Origin of the sequence: Sphingobacterium sp. SYP-B4668, from assembly GCF_027627455.1 — a bacterium.
Taxonomy (GTDB): domain Bacteria; phylum Bacteroidota; class Bacteroidia; order Sphingobacteriales; family Sphingobacteriaceae; genus Sphingobacterium.
This window is the reverse complement of the sequence record NZ_CP115483.1, coordinates 2,058,276-2,076,518: the sequence shown is the minus strand read 5'-3', so window position 1 is coordinate 2,076,518 and position 18,243 is coordinate 2,058,276. Positions and strand designations below refer to the sequence as shown.

Annotated in this window: 15 protein-coding genes and 1 pseudogene; 4 read left to right on the top strand and 12 right to left on the bottom strand. The window is 41.1% G+C overall.

The features are described from left to right. Window positions 1-7: 7 nt before the first annotated feature. Window positions 8-5,497, bottom strand: coding sequence for a SusC/RagA family TonB-linked outer membrane protein (locus OQ289_RS08745; RefSeq protein ID WP_270090345.1), 5,490 nt, complete (start codon window positions 5,495-5,497; stop codon window positions 8-10). Between the two features lie 534 nt (window positions 5,498-6,031). On the opposite strand from OQ289_RS08745, the gene OQ289_RS08740 reads away from it, so the two are divergent. From OQ289_RS08740 to OQ289_RS08730, 3 genes are all read left to right on the top strand, one after another. Next, window positions 6,032-6,625: a hypothetical protein gene (locus OQ289_RS08740; RefSeq protein ID WP_270090344.1), complete on the top strand. Its 594-nt coding sequence runs from the start codon at window positions 6,032-6,034 to the stop codon at window positions 6,623-6,625. Window positions 6,626-6,653: 28 nt separating this feature from the next. Then, entirely contained in the window at window positions 6,654-7,301 is a 648-nt protein-coding gene (locus OQ289_RS08735; protein ID WP_270090343.1) for a hypothetical protein, read from the top strand. A gap of 102 nt (window positions 7,302-7,403) precedes the next feature. Beyond that, window positions 7,404-7,979, top strand: a complete 576-nt coding sequence (locus tag OQ289_RS08730; protein WP_270090342.1) for a hypothetical protein — start codon at window positions 7,404-7,406, stop codon at window positions 7,977-7,979. 191 nt (window positions 7,980-8,170) lie between these two features. On the opposite strand, the gene OQ289_RS08725 is transcribed toward OQ289_RS08730, so the two are convergent. The 4 genes from OQ289_RS08725 to OQ289_RS08710 form a co-directional block, all read right to left on the bottom strand. Further along, window positions 8,171-8,512, bottom strand: a complete 342-nt coding sequence (locus OQ289_RS08725; protein WP_443020436.1) for a transposase — start codon at window positions 8,510-8,512, stop codon at window positions 8,171-8,173. 651 nt (window positions 8,513-9,163) lie between these two features. After that, the gene (locus OQ289_RS08720; RefSeq protein WP_270090341.1) at window positions 9,164-9,361 is read right to left on the bottom strand and encodes a hypothetical protein; all 198 of its coding nucleotides are present in this window, start codon (window positions 9,359-9,361) and stop codon (window positions 9,164-9,166) included. Between the two features lie 58 nt (window positions 9,362-9,419). Continuing rightward, a complete protein-coding gene (locus tag OQ289_RS08715; RefSeq protein WP_270090340.1) occupies window positions 9,420-9,668 on the bottom strand; it encodes a hypothetical protein in 249 nt (82 codons plus the stop codon). A 244-nt stretch (window positions 9,669-9,912) separates the two neighbouring features. Then, on the bottom strand, window positions 9,913-10,338 hold the full coding sequence (locus OQ289_RS08710) for a hypothetical protein (protein ID WP_270090339.1): 426 nt from the start codon (window positions 10,336-10,338) through the stop codon (window positions 9,913-9,915). A gap of 70 nt (window positions 10,339-10,408) precedes the next feature. Here OQ289_RS08710 and OQ289_RS08705 point away from each other — a divergent pair, with 70 nt between their 5' ends. Beyond that, the gene (locus tag OQ289_RS08705; RefSeq protein WP_333485600.1) at window positions 10,409-10,909 is read left to right on the top strand and encodes a PDDEXK nuclease domain-containing protein; all 501 of its coding nucleotides are present in this window, start codon (window positions 10,409-10,411) and stop codon (window positions 10,907-10,909) included. Here the strand turns inward: OQ289_RS08705 and OQ289_RS08700 are convergent. The 7 genes and pseudogenes from OQ289_RS08700 to OQ289_RS08670 all read right to left on the bottom strand — a co-directional run bounded on the left by OQ289_RS08700 (window position 10,882) and on the right by OQ289_RS08670 (window position 18,240). Continuing rightward, entirely contained in the window at window positions 10,882-11,271 is a 390-nt protein-coding gene (locus tag OQ289_RS08700; protein WP_270090338.1) for a hypothetical protein, read from the bottom strand. The two genes, OQ289_RS08705 and OQ289_RS08700, sit on opposite strands and share 28 nt — an antisense overlap. A 91-nt stretch (window positions 11,272-11,362) precedes the next feature. Further along, a pseudogene (locus OQ289_RS08695) lies at window positions 11,363-11,638 on the bottom strand (transposase); the annotation flags it as partial. 85 nt (window positions 11,639-11,723) lie between these two features. Then, a complete protein-coding gene (locus OQ289_RS08690) occupies window positions 11,724-12,017 on the bottom strand; it encodes a hypothetical protein (protein WP_270090336.1) in 294 nt (97 codons plus the stop codon). A 1,184-nt stretch (window positions 12,018-13,201) separates the two neighbouring features. After that, window positions 13,202-13,906, bottom strand: coding sequence for a hypothetical protein (locus tag OQ289_RS08685; RefSeq protein ID WP_270090335.1), 705 nt, complete (start codon window positions 13,904-13,906; stop codon window positions 13,202-13,204). 340 nt (window positions 13,907-14,246) lie between these two features. Then, window positions 14,247-16,004, bottom strand: a complete 1,758-nt coding sequence (locus OQ289_RS08680) for a hypothetical protein (RefSeq protein ID WP_270090334.1) — start codon at window positions 16,002-16,004, stop codon at window positions 14,247-14,249. Window positions 16,005-16,012: 8 nt separating this feature from the next. Continuing rightward, window positions 16,013-16,960, bottom strand: coding sequence for a phosphodiester glycosidase family protein (locus tag OQ289_RS08675; RefSeq protein WP_270090333.1), 948 nt, complete (start codon window positions 16,958-16,960; stop codon window positions 16,013-16,015). A 2-nt stretch (window positions 16,961-16,962) separates the two neighbouring features. Further along, on the bottom strand, window positions 16,963-18,240 hold the full coding sequence (locus OQ289_RS08670; protein ID WP_270090332.1) for a RagB/SusD family nutrient uptake outer membrane protein: 1,278 nt from the start codon (window positions 18,238-18,240) through the stop codon (window positions 16,963-16,965). Window positions 18,241-18,243: the final 3 nt, after the last annotated feature.

The window sequence follows — 18,243 nt, the reverse complement described above, 5'->3', positions numbered from 1 at the left end:
TCGTTTTTTAGAGTTGAACATTGATACCGAAGGAAAAAGCCTTTGGCGGTACATACTGGCTTGCCGTGGGGTCGTTGTGATCCGGATCCACATAGGAACCTGTCCTTTTCCACAATAGACCCAGGTTATTGGCGTATGCAAAGAGTTGGATATCCCTAAAGCCCTTTCGACCTTGCCGATCCGACAGCCTATACCCTATACGGATATCCTGGATGCGGATATGATCGCCTCGGGCCACCAACACCTCTGAATCACGGTAAAAGAGTTCCCTATTCGTATTGAGCGGATATGAAAAGGAAGGTACGTGTGTATGCTGCTCATCCCCGGGTTGCTGCCAACGATTTTCATAACCGGGCTGGATAGGACTTCCGGCATATACGGCCACCAGCGCATAGTATCGTACCGATGGCTCCCGGATAAAATAGTTGAATTTGTAGGTCAAATTGACCGAAAGTGAGAATCCCTTATATTCAACATTATTGCGGAGGGCCCCAAATAGCTGCGGCCTTCCCGGCCCGATATACAGGAGATCGTCGGGATCGCCCACGGCACGTAAGGCGTTATAGTCCATGGATGGCTCCCCCTTCAAATAGCCCATGGGCGCTCCGGTGGCAGCATCAAGACCTGCCCATCGATAGGCGAAAATGGCATTATACGGCTTCCCTTCGTAGGGATAATTAAAATCCTGTGATACGTAAGCTGCCAATGAGGCCGGTTTTGGAAGGTATTTAATGACTTTATCCGCCGCATAGCTAAGCAGGAATGTCGTATTCCAATCGAATCTCTTTCGGATATTCCGAGTATGGAGCACCACGTCCACTCCCTTCGTTTCCAGATTAGAATTATTGCCTTTGAACAGCGTAATACCGCTACTGGCCTCTACGGGAATATTGCCAATCAGGTCTGCCCCTCGCTTCCTGAATACATCTATACTACCTGACAAGATGCCGCCCTTGCTCCGAAAATCCAATCCGGCATTCAGCATCTTTATCTTCTCCCATCGTAGATCCGGATTGGGTGGATTCACCAAGTTATACTGTGTAGCGCCATATCGATTTGCCGCACCCGCCCTAGCGGTAGTATAGGCGCTCACTGATTTATCGATGTTGCCATTCACACCATAGGTGATACGCACTTTGACGAATGGCAGGGCTTGTGAAGCATAAAACCCTTCCTTGCTCAATTCCCAGCCGATACCGATAGACCACAACGGTACACCGCGCTGATTGGTAGCCACGCCGAATAGGTTAGACTCATCTTTGCGAATACTCCCACTCCACGTATAACGTTCATAGAGGCTGTAAGAAGCATTCGCATAGTACGACAGGAATCGATTGGTTCCAAAGCTATTCGCTACGTTCGAGCCCGCCAATAACGCAAAACTATTACCGGGCATAACTGGATAGGTATTGACATAGTCTATCGGTACATTGGTGCCATTGCGCTCATCATAGCCGTACAGCCTGCTGTTATATCCATCCGTATGACGATCCATCACCTCTGCACCGAGGATGGCTGCGATGCTGTGATTTTGGGCCATAGTCTGCTGATAGTTCAGTTGTCCTCGAACATTGTGCGTGGTGTAGCTCGAGCTGGATACGTCCAGGACATCACCAAAAGGGATCGGTGTCTTGACTACTGCACCTTTAAGATAGTCTAATTGGGTAAAACGGTTGATCTGGTTGCGTGTATAATAGGAATCCTGAGATTGACGATTTCGGCCGCGCCCGCTACCGCTGTTGAACTGATACAGCACACTCGCTTCCAGACCGGGTAGGATCTGGTATGTGAGGCTTGTATTTATCCGATAATCGGACACGCTCATCGTATTGTCCGCTAGTCTAAGCTCATCATACGGTCTATATCTCCAGTCCAAGAGTAACCCCTGCCCCACCGTATCTATAAATGATGGATGGTAGCCTTGGTTATATAGCGGCAATGCTCCGCCTTCTTCCCCTACAAGCCGCGCATATGGATGCATATTGCTGGGTATCATCGCATTATTATCATTGATGGTACTGGAAAAGACAATATTATGGAGCATCGTCAGCTTTCCTTGGAAAAAGGAAAGACTATTCTTGCCATTTAAGGTAATCCTTCTAAACGCATTGCCCACTTCTGCGGCCCTGCCTTGGTCATACCCTGCCGAAAAATAATAGGTCGCTATTTTCGACCCCGCCGCAATGCCCACATTGTACTGTTGCTGCACGTTCTTTTGGTAGAAGTACCGCACGAGGTCGTCCATGGCATTGTACTTTGCCAATTCGACAAGTTGTCTTGCAGCTTCTAGCTCATCTATCGCGCCATTACGCTGCTGGAGGTATACATCTACCCCCGGGGACACTATAAATCTAGGATTGGTATTGATCCTACCGTTAAAATAGCCCTTATCGAAGAGCTGTTTTTCGAATGCCAAGTAGTCGGTATTGGACATACGAGGATGATAGTCTAGATTGGGCCTTTCGGCAATCGTCAGGTTGCTCGATGTGGAGATACGGATGGGCTGCTCCAATTTCCCCGACTTGGTGGTGATCACGATGACTCCGTTGCCACTTCGGGCTCCCCAAATAGATGCCGCTGCGGCATCCTTCAATACCGTAATGCTCTCTACATCATTTGGATTGATCGTATTGATATCGCCTTCGTACGGAAAGTTGTCCACGACGACCAAAGGAGTGGTATTGGCAAAGAGCGTACTTCGCCCACGTATACTGATGGGAGATTCGTTTTCGAACGACCTGATATTTTTATTAAAGACCAAGCCACTGGTGACACCCTCTAGTCGGTCGAGAATATTGGCGCCCACCCGTCGATTGATGACCTCCTTATCCAGATGCACGAAGCTGCCCGTAGCCCGTTCTTTCGGAATATTCTGATAGCCCGTAGAGACCACCTCTACCTCCTCTAATTGATTCTCAACAGGATTTAAAGTAATTGTTATATAGGTGGATGTAGGGCCATACTTCATTTTTTTGTTTTGATAACCCAAGTGCCTTATTTCGAGACTGCCCTCCTGCTCTACTAGGTCTACATTAAATTTCCCTTCTTTATCGCTGCTACTGTGCTGTTTCCCGATTCGGATGGATACCCCCTCAATGGGGCGCCCATCGACAGCCGAGCGCACTTCACCGCGGAGTACCGTCCTCGGCTGCTGGACATGCCCATTCACTGCCCCTTGGTTGCCGGGCAGCTCTTGGGCCGAAACATTGAACATAAACACTATCGTAAACAGCTGTACCAACACCATCAGCCATCTGCTATAAGCTATCCGCCATTTCCTATACGTCATCATCTTCTTTATCCTTATCCCAAGCAGCAAACTCGCCATCATCAGTCTTAATGTAAAACTTCCATTATAACAGGGTAATTCATTAGTTTCTTGCCGATTAACTGATAACACAAGTTTCTTACAACATGCGATTAGTAATTTGCAGTACGCTATCCGGCATCTGCTTTGTGCGATCAGTACTTTGCAATAGATGATTAACATTTTGCAATAGGCACTCAGCAATAAGCTGTAGACCTTGGGCATTTTTCGTTTGAGCGTAGGTAATAGGCGGCGTAAAATAGCCTTTATACCATCCCCAGTCCTCCGAAGCCTATAAGCGATATGCCAGTGACCATTCCCGATAAGCCTTTTCTCATAATTCTCAATCGACTTGGCGTCCCGATTGCATGTACGACCCTTTAATGACCTTGGGCGATATCGCGTTAAGAAATTGTGATGGAAGCCCCTGAAAGTAGAATTATGATACCTATGTTCGCAGCCACTATCCTCCAATCTACCTTGGGCTATTTGCCATAAATTACCACCTCTTTGATTTAAGCTGATTAGAGTCCTTTTAAGGGGCGATAAAACTCCAGCCAACATCAACCTCATCCGTTGCAATATGGCACGGCAAATCATCTGTAAATGCGTTGATTTCAAAGACATTATCCCATCTCCTTTTTCGGGATTATTTTTATTCTCATTATGAGAAAGTACGACCAAGCAATCTTTGACCTTAGTCTCGGTAACGGAAGCTCCTCTATCCTCCGGCATCCAAGATAGCGCAGTATGACCCTTGATACCCATCCTATCCACGATCCACTTACCAGCAGCTTGTAGATGTCCGGTACCTCTTTGGTAGCTCTTTAGTACCTTCTTGGTGAATCTCCAGTACCTCTGCAGTACCTTTTCGGTACCTTTCCCGTGAACTAACCGTACACCCTTGGTGCATCCTTTGTGAACTATCGGTAGCTTTGTCCTATACTCATCGGAGGCTTGTTGCAGGCTCAAACCAGTGTATAGACAGTCTATAGGTAGGCTTATCCTATAGTCATTGCAGGCTTGAGGTAGGCTCATCCTATAGTCATCGTAGGCTTGAGGGAGGCTCATCCTATAGTCATCGTAGGCTTGAGGTAGGCTCACCCCTATTTTTCCTCTCTTTTTCGGACATTCTTCGGAAATCATTCGTCTCCGCTTCGGAGCTTTACTACCTTCCGACCACCTTATTACTACCTTATCTTTACCTTTATCGTGGTGACGAGGTAATGATTTGGATATGCCGAGGTTAAGCTGAGGTGGTCGAGCTCCGAATAATTGACGAACAGCGGACGAAGTTGGCAGGAAAGCAAATTGTCCTATTCCCTTGTTGTTTGTTTGGGGTTCCGTTACTGTTTCTTTGTTATTTGTTTGGTGTTTTATTGCCGTTTCATTACCGTTTGTTTGCCGTTCCTTTGGTCTTTCTAGGGCATTTGCTTGGTCTTTGTTCGAGACTCCTTCGCTGTTTGCTTGCTGTTTGGTTACCTTTTCGTTGCTATTTGTTTGGTCTTTTATTGGTGTTTGGTTGCCGTTTGTTTGGTGTTTGATTGCTGTGGAAGCAAGGACACACCCATGAAAAAGCGACCCCTTACCAATGGATTGGCCTTTCAAGTACGAACTTGCTCGCTTGCCGACCCGAACGAATAGCGAAGTTGCTATGGTATTGTCCAATAATCGACCTGTACCTGACAGGTACATTTCCCCTTTGCCAACCGTCTTACGCAACAGTTGCGTAATTGGTACCATATCAGTACTTAAGGAGTACTTAACACGTGCTTGGCAAATACGGGATATTTGCTGACCAAAAGAGATTATCCTGCCAAAAATCATGATTTCCCGACATGCAGTTGTTCGAGGGGTGTTCGGGAGCTGTTCGACTCCGCTTCGGGACTTGTTCGAGACTGCTTCGAGGCTTGTTCGGTGGCGCTTCGGGAATGAGTGACAGCCTAGCCGAAGGAATGCCGAAGTTGTCCAAAACTTCTCCCGACCATATCTGGGAAAGCTGTCAAAGCCTCCCCGCAGGATTGTAGAAGAAATGGTGTCTGCTATTGTGTTGATGTACCGTTGAATGTGGACAGTTATCTGTTGATGCCGGATCGTGTCCAACATCAACGAAGTATGTGGTAGTGATAATCGGCGCCCTTTGTCCTTGGCTATGGACAAAGCAATCCCGATGGAGCAGATTTGCTTCATTACAAAATAGGTAATTTAAGTTCATAAATTGGTTTGCTTTAATACTTATGAACCTCCAAGCGGGCGCCTAAGCTCTAGGATCATAAGAAGGGTCATACCTCCTCCACACGTCAACCTGAACGTGATTCAGGTTCTGTCTGTAGAAAGTACAATCCACTCCATCATTCCGGAGCTTTCAAGAAGTCTGTTGTTAGTTTTTTGGATTTCATAACTCGTTATTGGTTAACGAGCCTTGGACATGTAGAATCGATAAGTGCGGGACTACATGCCGTGCCTACAGTTTAAGTTTCTGACGCCTAACGTAACACGGACTAACAGTAGGCCCACACCTATCTTACTAAGCAAATATAGTAAAATGCCTTAAATAAGGATAGATATGGGTATTTAAACTACTGCCTTGCGTTACGGCGTCAGAATATGTAGGCGCAAGACTCTGGATTTAAACACCAAAATTCTTAAGAAAACAACTTTTGCTTTCTTTCTATATCAAAGATAACCATTAGTTCTGAATAAATAAAATTATTTACGAGAAATATGATATACAGAAAGATTCTTGTATTTGATCTTATGGATGCAACTACTATAGAATATTTGTCACCTCTAGATCTTTATATTATAATTAAAGTCAAATTTTATCGGCTTGAACTTGGAATTTCCCCAAAAGAACTTTCCATCCACTTAGATAGAAACAAAAACTACATTGGAAATATTGAGAGTAGTGCCCATAATGGCAAGTATAATGACTCGGTCTTAAATCATATTGCAGCGTACTTCGCACACAAAGCAAAAGAGCGTCAATCTCCAAGCAAAGTTGAATTCTCGATTCACGACTTCTATCCTACTGACATCCTTAGTGATAACAGAGTTATCAAAGCTATACCATATATCCTCAACGAATCGGGTCCTACAGGAACACTAAACTCTCTTATCGAATCAACTGACTTCTTCAAAACAAAAAGAACTCTAAAAGAGATTGTTGAAAAAGCGAACGAAGTCCAAAATCAGACTTGGGAAGGCAGTAATTTCACCCAACCATTGGAAAATGCTGTAAAAAACAAACGTCTTAATTTAACAATTAGTGATGGGCTTAATAGCTATAAACTAGCTAAAATCCAAAAAAAGGATTAGTATATTTGCACAAGCAGTTGCCTATATTATGAAATCCATATTCAACGAAGTAGAGAAACTTGAAATGTCAATAGTAGAGATTGAGAAAATGCTCAATGTCTTACTGCTCAGAATATCCAAAGGTTATAGCCAATATGAGTTGTCTTTTCTACTAGGTCAGGAAGATTTTTACGTTCGAAAGATTGAGGGTATACTCCATACCCTTGAGTACAAAATTGAAAAATCAAATATGTTAAGGCAGATTTTCAACTGCGGATTTCCAGCCATAGTCCCGAATATCAACGTCAGTCCCCGCTATACAATTAAAGTCTTTGAGCATAAAGATGACGTAGGAAACACCATATCCAAAGCTGAGAAGAGATTCGAGAATGGTACAGTAAAGGAAATTGCTACTTTCGGCACAGAAGACAAAGAGATACTGTTACCATCTGCAAGCACAATTACCGAAGAAGAAGTCATGACTTGGGTATTAGCAAAATGCCAAACAGACTACTTCAACACATCCAAAACAGCCCTACAAATATTCAAAAACTGCGAAGCAGAACTCGACCAACCAATCCGTCCCTTATTCCTCGCTAACGCTCTGAAGTCCTGCAACGGCACAAAAGGACTGCCAAAGATCAACAAGGAAAAGGATGATAATGCGAGGTTTGTTTATGATATCAAGAAAGCATAGTTAATCTCCTGTTCCGAAAGTGACGTCTTTAATAGATACTATCGAGACCACACAAATACTGAATATTTAAACCTTAAATCAATACCTTCAAAAACAATCAAAATGAATGTTAATAATCCTATTTTAAAAGGAATGCACGCAATATTTCATAACATAACAAGAAACGTTGTGTTTTATTCATCAGACATGACGCCGATTGACCATAAAGGACGAGTATTTAATACAGAATTGAAAGCAGCTCTAGGTATTCCTCAGGAAGTAAATAATATGTATGAGTATACATTGCTTTTAGGCGCGGACTACTCACGATTAAAAATGTTAACTATTGTTTCTGCTTGTAGTGATGTAGAATTTTTATTAAAACAGTATATTGAAAATTATTACGATACAAATGCTAATAAACCTAAAAATTTCTACCAAAGACTAGATGATGTTAACAATCAAATTTTCACGAATAAGGGTGTAGATCTAAATAGGCATTCTTTTTTTAATAAAATAAAAATAGCATTTCAAGTTAGACATATTTGTATTCACAATATGGGATTTGTTGATGAAAGTTTTAAGCAAAAGACGGGATTGGATTTACCAATAGATACAAAATTTGATATAGATAATACATTTATTAATGAAACATTTACAGCTATTGAAGAGTTAATTTTATTGTTAGATAGACTTTAAAATTTGTAGAGTAGCAGTTCGGCAAAATGATGGTGTTGGGTCGTTAATACATCGTCCATATCGAGCTGGCGCAAGCGTTTCGCGTGTGTCGCTCAAAAAAAGTAACTTTAAATATATCTATAATGGAATAAAACGAATAGTAAAAATGGGGAGTGTAACTCAAACTGTGTCATTGGATAATTAACCTAATTCTAAAAGCCTCTATCCAGCTTGAGCCTATCTCCAAATTTAATATAAAGTTGAGATATCGTCAAGCCCCAGTTGTGCATCGGCATAGTCCACTTTTTAGAGATGTCCTTTATTATCAAGAACATCAACTTCATAAGAGCCTGCTCAGAACTGAATGCACCTTTAGTTTTCGTAATTTTACGGACCTGACGGTGCATTCCCTCAATAGGATTAGTGGTGTAAATAGTCTTGCGAACCTGCTCATCATACTCGAAAAAAGTAGATAAGTTCGTCCTACATGGAGCAAGGATGGACTTTATGAAACTCCAAAAGTCAGGTCCGTTAACTACCTTAAAAAAGTATATAGTGATGTTGTTAAATATTATAATTATAAGTGATGTTTGATGTTTATCGTAAAACTGTTTGCGTTTTTTTGATGGTAATATTGATAGCTAATGTCACAATATGCTTGATTTATAATGTGCCATTGCGAAACAGTAGTATTTTATTAATAGTAGCTATTCTTCTTCTTATTAAAGTGAAAAATAAGATTAATTGGTTTGCTCTTGTTGGGTTTTGTCTTTATGGAGTATATGATGTACTTTATATAGGGAGGATATCCAGTAATGTGCTTATAATGGATTTTCTATATCCTGTTCAAATTCTAGTAGAAGAAGAATTTGACATTAGTCGATTGAGATGGTTTGTAGGAATATTTCCATTATTGTTCTACCTTCAATTACTTGTGTTTTTTATTACCAAACCCTTTAGGAAGGAGTATGGGCTAGTGAGTGAAAATTAGTTGAGAAATTTTATATGTGGTATCCATATAAGTCTGAAGTTTCTATTGAAAGTTTTTTAAGGCTCAGATTGAAAAAAGCTATGCAGGAGGTAAAAGTTCTTTCCCTAGGTGTGAAGCCTTTCCCTTACGCATACCGAATGGATAAAAACCGAGCTACACCCAAATGTATCGAGCTCATGAACGCCGCTGAAGGTAAAACATCAATGAATAATTGTCACGCTGTACGACATCTACTGCTGTCCTTGATGGTGGCCCTGACATTGCCAAGGTGGTCGATCAAGTTGTAGTGGTATACATAGGTAGTCCCGTTCTTGAGCGCATAACCCTCCGAATTGTGGATGATATCGATGGCCCCATTATTATATTCGATGCCGCCTACATAACCGAATTTCGAGTATCGAGATGAGTTCATGAGCACCGCTAAAAACCAAATTATAGAACGAATAATCCCGCACGGTGGTAAGGTAAGGCTACCAATGATTCTTTTCTATAAACTCAATAAAGTCCTTTTCGTATTCTGCGATTTCATCTTCAGTTGAAAACTTACTTTTGTGCCAGAAAGACAAATTTCCATAACCATACTCATCAGGTTTATTGTCAACCTTTTTATCTGTTGGGTTAAAATAAGAGTCGACAACAAAATCACCTTGAATATTATTAAGGATTACTTCTGGATAAAAATTATCTCCCGCAACTGAAAACCTATATTTAAAAATCATACTTAATCAAATTTTTGACCCGTGTTTATCCAATTACCAAGATTTATTACTTTTCAAAAAGACTTCTCTTGTGGTCTTATCAATGTAAAAATCTGCATTAGTATCACTTTTCAATTCTTTCTTGAATGGTTTAAGAAAATTACCTTTAGCTGAGCCCTTATGCCAATCCTTTCATGCATTTAAGAATTTGTCAATACCATCAGGTGATATCTTTTTAGCATTCTTAGCAATGTTAGTTACGCCCTTAGTGGCTTTCCATTAAGTTCGTTACAAAATTTCTTTTTCGTGATTCATCATTTATAATTCTTGCGATAAAATCACCCCATTTAAAATCATCTTCATCAATGTATTCAATTGGCGAAACATTTAATTTAGTGCTTGGTTTTGAATATAAAAATTCAACAAGCACATCATTTCCCTTGATAAGACTAAATTTGTTTTCAACATTACTTTTTACTTCAAGTAATACTTGATGAGATTCTGTTATTAGAAACTTTTCTTCCCCAAACAAAAAATAAAGGCAGCCATCTTCAACCAGTAAACCCGTCATTATACTTTTTATAATTTTGTATATTCCTATTGTTTTTTGAAGATCCCCAAAAGAACAAAATTGATTTGTATCTATATTATAATATTCCTTGAATAGATCAAAGTTTTTTAATAGTCTCATCTTTACTTATTTTAAAATCCTAAATCTTTACCACCTGTCCTTGTTGCACTATTGATTATATCATCCCAAGATTTTCCTTGGACATTTACTAATAGGTGGCGAATATTTCTTTATCGACCTTGTCTTTTATCACCGGATATTGAAATTCCACATCCTTGTAGAACTCAAAGTAGACGAAGCCAAGCACGAACATATCGGCCAATTAAAAACGTATGTAAATTACTACAAAAGGGAGATTATGCAAGAGGAGAATAATCCACCTGTCGGATTATTGCTGGTCACAAATCAGAACAGAGCTTTGGTAGAATATGCCATTGCTGATAGTGACCAACAATTGTTCGTGAGCAAATATTTGCTCGAGCTGCCTTCGGAAGAAGAGCTTATCGCTGAAATCGAACGTGAAAAAATGTATTGCGCGAACAGGGAATCGTATATGGACAGGAAGAATAATGAGAACGAAAACTATACACACATCATAAGCCTAACGACTTTGATACTTCTTGGTGAAGTATTTAAACAAACAGAATACAGGCTTGGTTTCTACTACTCCTCCCACCTTACCAATGGTTGAGAAAAACATACAACATCTATTATCCCATCACCATGGGTGATAATATAATGATTCAAATCTTCCCTTGTATAGATTTGATAACTTTGAGCAATTAGATCTTCAATATATTCGGATTGTTCATCCTTAAAAAGAGGCCATTCAGTACTTAAAATAGGATAGTTATCAAGTCTTCCTAAGCTACATGTTTCAATAACGCTTTTATAAAAAATCACTTTATCAAAAACAATGGACAAAGTCGACTCACTGTCGGCCATGTTCAATAAGATAATAAGATTATTATTCTCATTCCTTACCAGATTCAAATAAAGTTGATTAGGAATATTACCTATCGGATTCCATTTGTATATTTTACTATTAATCATATCTAAATTTTGTAGTAGTATTATCTGGGTGTAACACCTCCAATGTGGGTCTACCATCGGTGCTTGCTGGTCTAACATTAATAGTGGAACCAAAGCTAGAGCGACGGTCGCGGGGAGTATCAATATCAATAGTCCCATCGGATGTACGGATCTGTTTGGTAGACTTACCATTACGACGGTTACCGCTAGAACGTTCAAAATCGTCCATATGGCTCTCCATCTCCGCCTCAAGGGCGGATTCTAAAAAACTTTTTAGCAATGGAGCAAAAGCTCTATCTTTCCCATAAAGTGACTTGCCACTACGTAATTGTTCAAGGGCCTTGTCCTTCATGGACTCAAAATCAAAATCTGTCTCGTTAACGCTCATAAAACTATGTCAAAAATAATATATTCAATTATTATCTATGACACAGTTTATTTTACAGTCTCCTTTTGTTCTTAAAAGTTTTTCATCACCAAATACCTGAACTGCTATACTTTAACGCCTTTAGTAGTTCCCCAAAACGAACCAAATCATATGAGATCGCATCATCATCTATCAATAATCTTTTCAGCTCCAACCAGTCATCACTGATCTGTCCAATCATCAATTCCTTGGGCTCCTGTTGAACGTCATACATTTCATCTAAGGTCATTTGCCAATAATAATCTTGAGAACCTAAAGTGATCTCGTCGCCAAATCTTTCATTTATTTTATTTGATAAAAGCCTAAGCACATCCAATACCTCCTTCTTCTGTATTTTCATAAGACAAGCCTATTTATGTAAAACATTTTTATTCCCTTATTTTATATTTTTAATATCCTTCTTAAAAGTGTTTATCTGATTTTCGAGACCATTCCTTCATTTCGAATCGTTTTGTGGACAGCTATCGGTTCAACATTACAACCTGAAAAAATATAACGACGCAGGCGGATATGAGCTGTAAACGCAATATGACTTCCTAAAACTAATTCAATTTTGTGAGGTCAGCTTGCTCCAGTATATCCAACAACAATTTACCATATTAACTGTCTCTACTCTACGCAATGCGCTATTCAATTAAACATCAAAAATATACAACCTTATTAAATAAATAATACTTAAATATACATTTAAGGTCGAGGCTTTGTCTCTGCAATCTCCCGACAGTTTTCCAAAAGATGCTTACTATAAATTGGTCCCCAGAACATCCACGAAACAGTAATTAAGAAGAAAAACAGACTAATAATCACAGAAAGCCGTCGACTATTAAAATACGACGGCTTTGCATCAATCAACTCTTTCCCATTCTCTTTTATTATGTAATACCAATAATTTACAGCACACAATAAAACAGCGAGTACAAAAAAAACACGAAAGTCAATATCAAAACAGAAATATTTTAGAGAACATATCTGCAATATACCGACTAGCAGAAAACTCTCGCATGCACCCAATGCTAAACAGGCACTCACGTCAGGAGAAACATCCTTCGGCAGTTTACGGTAAGCTAAATAAAAATTATAATATACGACGTTTAACATAACGCTCTTATTGATTAACTATCTAAATAAATCTATTGCTTTTCCAATTGCGGGAATGACCGTCTTATCCCGCCATTTTTGGTATCCTGATGTAGTAGAGATACCCCTTCCGATTTCCCATCCAACTCCCCAAGCCACGCCGTATGGACCGAATCATCAAAAAAAAGCTGTCTTTCTGCGCCAACAAAGTCCCTGTAAAAAAAGAACGAGGGTGAGGGTCGAAACGAAAAATTTCATAAAATCTCTTATTAACTACCATTACTTGGTGGACTGCCACCTTGGTTTTCTTCCACGGTAAAAAAAATTGTGTCAGGCGTTACTAGCCAATCATCACTGTGGCCAAGTGTTAGATCTATATATTTTACACTCCCTCCCCAAAGCATGAAAGGGCCTTTTGCAAAAACAAACTAATCACTCCCCCGGTTGCTATTCTAGTATCACAATGGGTTTCCCTTCTTTACATATTACCGACTTGGTCTCGAATACTTTATAGAATCGACCTTTTACATCACAACTTTGTTTTTCATGTTGTATTTTCATTACCATCATTTGATTGTAAATGTCTATTTTCGAGACCATTTCTTCATTTCGAATCGTTTTATGGACAGCTATCGGTTCAACATTACAACCTGAAAAAATATAACGACCGATCCACTGAGTTGCATCGCTACATACCTCGTCTTTGTAAAAATTGTTTATCTCGTTGTATCTAACAGGTAGCTCCGCATTGATTTCTTCTATAGAAAGGTCTTTCACATACACAAGTTTCGGTTTGCCATTGTCGCAAATCTTCCTAACAGGATGAGATGGAATCGTAAGGGGTAGGTCTCCGATCCAACCTTCTCTCGCTCTTGCCGCATTTCTTTCGACTTCCAGTTTTTCTAATTCTCCTTGAAGATTGTCAAAATCCGCTTTCACAGACGGGTGTACTAGATAGTAGTTATTCTTTTTAATAATTTCAAATTCGTCAATCACTGTACAGGGGACAGACTGAACCAAGGTAAAAATCTCTTCTCGCTTTTCGTTCACTAAATTGTTCCAATATTCATAAGATTTTGGCTCTGATTCGTTCTTGGAACATGCAAGAAAAAGAACCATTGTAAATACATAAAAAAAAGTTATGCGTTTCATTTTCATAATTTCATTTTCGTGGAACGTAAACTTAATAAAAAAGCTTTAGAAACTGCTGGTCTCAGAACGAACTGACGTTTTTTTGCACTACACTTATATTTTCAATCTCTCCAATTATCCGAAGACGAGGATTTCTGTCCGAAATATGTTCGAAAGCAGAAAAAAAACACTGATAATCAGTGGATTTTATCAGGAGTAGCAGACCTTAACAAACACTCAACCTTTAGGAAAGTGGCGTGCTTTGCCGCGGAATAATTGGTAACTGTCTTGTCCTTAATTGAGTAGTGCCCCCAGAAAGTGTCTATCTTTTTGGGGGCACTGCATATATAGCATCTGCTATTTACTTGATAGAAACGTCTGCGCCCATCACCTTTTTATTCGTTCGTGATACGTTATTTTGATCGACCAACAATCGAGAGGCTTCTAGCCCCTGTAGATTGGTCGCTAGAATTTCGAGTTGCAGTCTAGACATACCATCTGTGGTAGCCACTGACGTCCCTTTCAATGGCAACGTCTCGGCATACCCCCCGTTCAATCCAAAGACCGAAAAGGAGTTTGAAGGATCAAACTGTGCATTCGTCAAATTCCCATCAAAATCAAGTGCTTGCGCACCTAATATAGACGATTTGACCGAATATGCGGCATAAGCACTTCCTCCAATATCAGGTGAACTGCCCCCAACATTGCCCGAGACGATGGAGTTGTAGATATACAAATTATTGTTATTTGCAGACGAATTGTGTATACCTATCCCCCCTATGGCAGTCGCATTTACCCCAGCTTCGTTGCCCGACACCGTCGAGTTTATCAAGTGAAACGTAGTAGCCCCATATAACGCAATACCGCCTCCAAAATTGGTACCACCGGCCTTGTTTCCATATATCGTGGAGTTTACTACATAGAACAAAGATTTTTCTCGAGCATATATACCCCCACCGACACTATTATTTCCGAAAATACCGCACACATTTCTCGCAATCGTGACATTGTAAAGTAAATTGACACTTTCTACTGCCGTATTCAGACTATATAGGCCAGCACCTACCCCACCAATACGATTACCCACAATTTCTGAATCGTACATAGCCAAACGTGAACCATCATTCCAGATACCACCACCATTAGAGGCCGCAATGGTTGTATAATTATTTTTTACGGAAACATGGTCCATAGTCACATCCGCCAATGCAGTAATATATACACCCGGAGCATGATTGGCCGACCCATTGTCTAGCACAGAAGAGTTTTTCAGAAGCAAGTTGGATTTGGACACAAATAGTCCGCCACCATGCTGCCTGCTTACCGTAGTACCAGCCGCATTGACACTGCCTGTACCACCGGCCAATCCTTTGGTGATCGTGATGCCATTCAACTCGACCTGGTGTCCCTGCATCTTGGGTGCAATCACCGTCACCACATGGATAGCCTTACTACCTCCATTCAATTCTGTTTTGTGCAGGGCGGGATTAGCGACCGCGCCGTCCGTCGCTTGCGCAGGATAACCACCTATGATATGGACATTCTCTACCACCTCAAATGTGACATCCTGTGCTGATGTTCCATTTGTGATCATTTTTGTCGGTGTATATACACCCGCAGCCACATGTATGTAATCTCCATTTACCGCTTCATCCAGTGCAGTGTGCAGTGTAGTCGCTTTATCCCACGAGAGACCATCTGTCGTGGGCTGTCCATCTACTTTCACGTAAAAATGACGTGTAAAATCAGGTGCCGGGTCACCAGCAGATTGCTTTATCTGCAATTCCGTCAGTACATCTTCCGTAATGTAGGCCACCACTGTAGCGACCCTTTCGGTCAAGTCGCGATTGCGCGCTACGATAATACCTACCTTTTCAGATGCCATCCCATTCGGCTTGACAAATGACAGCCAACTAGCTTCCGTTTTCAAACGAAAAGGTAAATTGCTATTCAGATCTACCCACAGAGTATCCACGGTATTGGCAGCATCTAGTGTTGCACTTGCAAAACTAATGTTGCCTGCCTCGGGATTGAAACTTTCCAAATCGGTATCCTTACAAGACGACAAGCTGAACGTCCCCAATACCAAGAAGAAAAAAAACTTTATAATACGATACATAATACTTCTTATTTAGCTATTATCAATAATCCATTTGCCACGGCACGCTCAGCACCGCCATTGTCAGATGGCCAATTGCGCAGTTTAAACCTATCCGTCGCAAAGTCCGGTGTGCTACGTTGGAAATATGTACTAGAGCCTCCGCCATCGAGATTTATGGCATCGTAGGCACCTAAGGCTTTGAGACATTGCCCTAATTCCTCGTAGCTCATACCATTCGAATAGTGAAAGCGACGACCGTCCACTACCAGCATATACACCTTGATACCGTCCTGGGAGACACCTATAGCTGTTCGTGGCTCCAATACCGCAGATGTCTGTGGTTGCAAGATACCATCTGAAATCAATGTTACCCGTCCTCCTACTGCCTCTTGGATTTGGCTCTTGACGGCTGCATAATCCTCTTGGTCCCCGACAAAAGCTTTCCCATTCTTTAGAATTGCAAAAAAGGTATTTAATTGATCGGTCACGGTCGTTTTTATAGCTATTCCTTCTTTGTACACAATGCCCTGCGGTGTGCCGTTGGTCATATTGTAAAAATCGGCATTGATCCCGGCCCATACCTTATGTCCTTCGACATCCTCAAACGTCGCCTGAGTACGCATAGGTTGCATACCAAATTGTGCGGCATTATTGGGAGTCGATGCCTCGATTCCGATGTTCGGGGTGTTCAAATCTGTCTCTACCACGAATATTTTCTTAGCCAATCCCGTTTTTGAAATGTAGCTAATTTCGGTGGCTGTCACGCCATTCACGATTGTATAGCTCGTATCTTGATGGATATGCACCATCAAATCTGATTGTTCCACTATTTTTTTGGCCACTTCCGTAGTGGGTACTAGTGAGTATGTATCCGCTACCCGTATAAACTCATCTTTATTGCTACAAGAGAGTATCGTCAAGGATACGCCTACTACTGTGGTCAATAGGACTCGTTGTAATTTTATACCTTTCATAATTAATATCCCGCATTAGGTGTTAAGTTCGTATTTCGCTGCAATTCGCTACCTGGTATAGGCAATAGGGTTTGATAAGGCAGTATCCCCAATGTGCTTACAGCATTACCGGTCCGTATCAAATCGTAGTACCTGAAATTCTCGCCTAAAAATTCCAACTGCCGTTCGTGAAGCACTGCGTTCAAAAAGTCAGCCTCTGAAGCAGGAGATACCGCAACCAATCCCCGATACTGACGGACCTTATTCAGGTGCGTCAATCCTTTGTCTAGGCCAAGCGCCTCTGCCGCTATGAGATACATTTCCGATATCCGAGAGATAATAACAGGATCCCGACCAGTTTGTCCACTAGGGTATTTGTTTACACAGTCAGTGCCCGCAATATTGATGATGGTCATATCACGTCTCTTGTCATTGGAAGCAAATCGATTGACCATCTCGTTGGTGATCCTATAGGTCCCCTGCCCCTTGTTGGGGTGTGCATACGAATAGAATAAGTCCGAGATATTGATTGAAGACTCCTCTGATAAGTTTTCAAAGGCAAATATCACCTCTGTATTGCCTAGCTTTCTAAATATTTTTTCGAAACCATCCAAGGCATATTTACCCGAAGATATCAGTCCCTCTGCAGCTGTTGCAGCCTGTGTTTTTTTGCCTTGGGCTAAGTACACACGGGCCTGTAAGGCTGTCACGGCATCTGCAGATACATAGTAGTACGATTTTGACGTGGAAAGGTACTTGGCTGCCTCGGTGAGATTGGACTCTATAAAGGCCCAAACTTCCGCTTTAGGAGCCCTAAAGGGCTTCTCCAGCGTATTTTCAGGGAGTACGGGTACATCCCCCCACCGTGTTACCAAATTATAATAATTGAGTGCTCTAAAGTAATAGGCCTCCCCCAAAGTGAGGTTACGAATAGCACTCTCAGGTTGTGCCAGACAGATAGAGAGCACATTATTGACTTGGTAAAGCGAGCTATAGTAGCCGTTCCAGCCCCTAGAGACCACGGCATTCAAAGGGGATAATGTGGAATTAATCAAATTGATAGGCGAGCTATTAGCGCCTCCTTGCAAGTCTCCACCAAGTAGGTCAAAAAGGATGAAATTGTGCACGCCGGGGTCATTCTGCATATTGTTGTACATGCCCAGTCGTAGTGCAGGGATATCATTGGCTGTCACCTCATCTGGAGACATCGCTGAATGTGAGTAAAGGTCTAATTTGTCTGCACAGGAGTAAAGTGATAATGTTGCAGCACAAGCAATAATATATAGATTTCGGAATTTCATGAT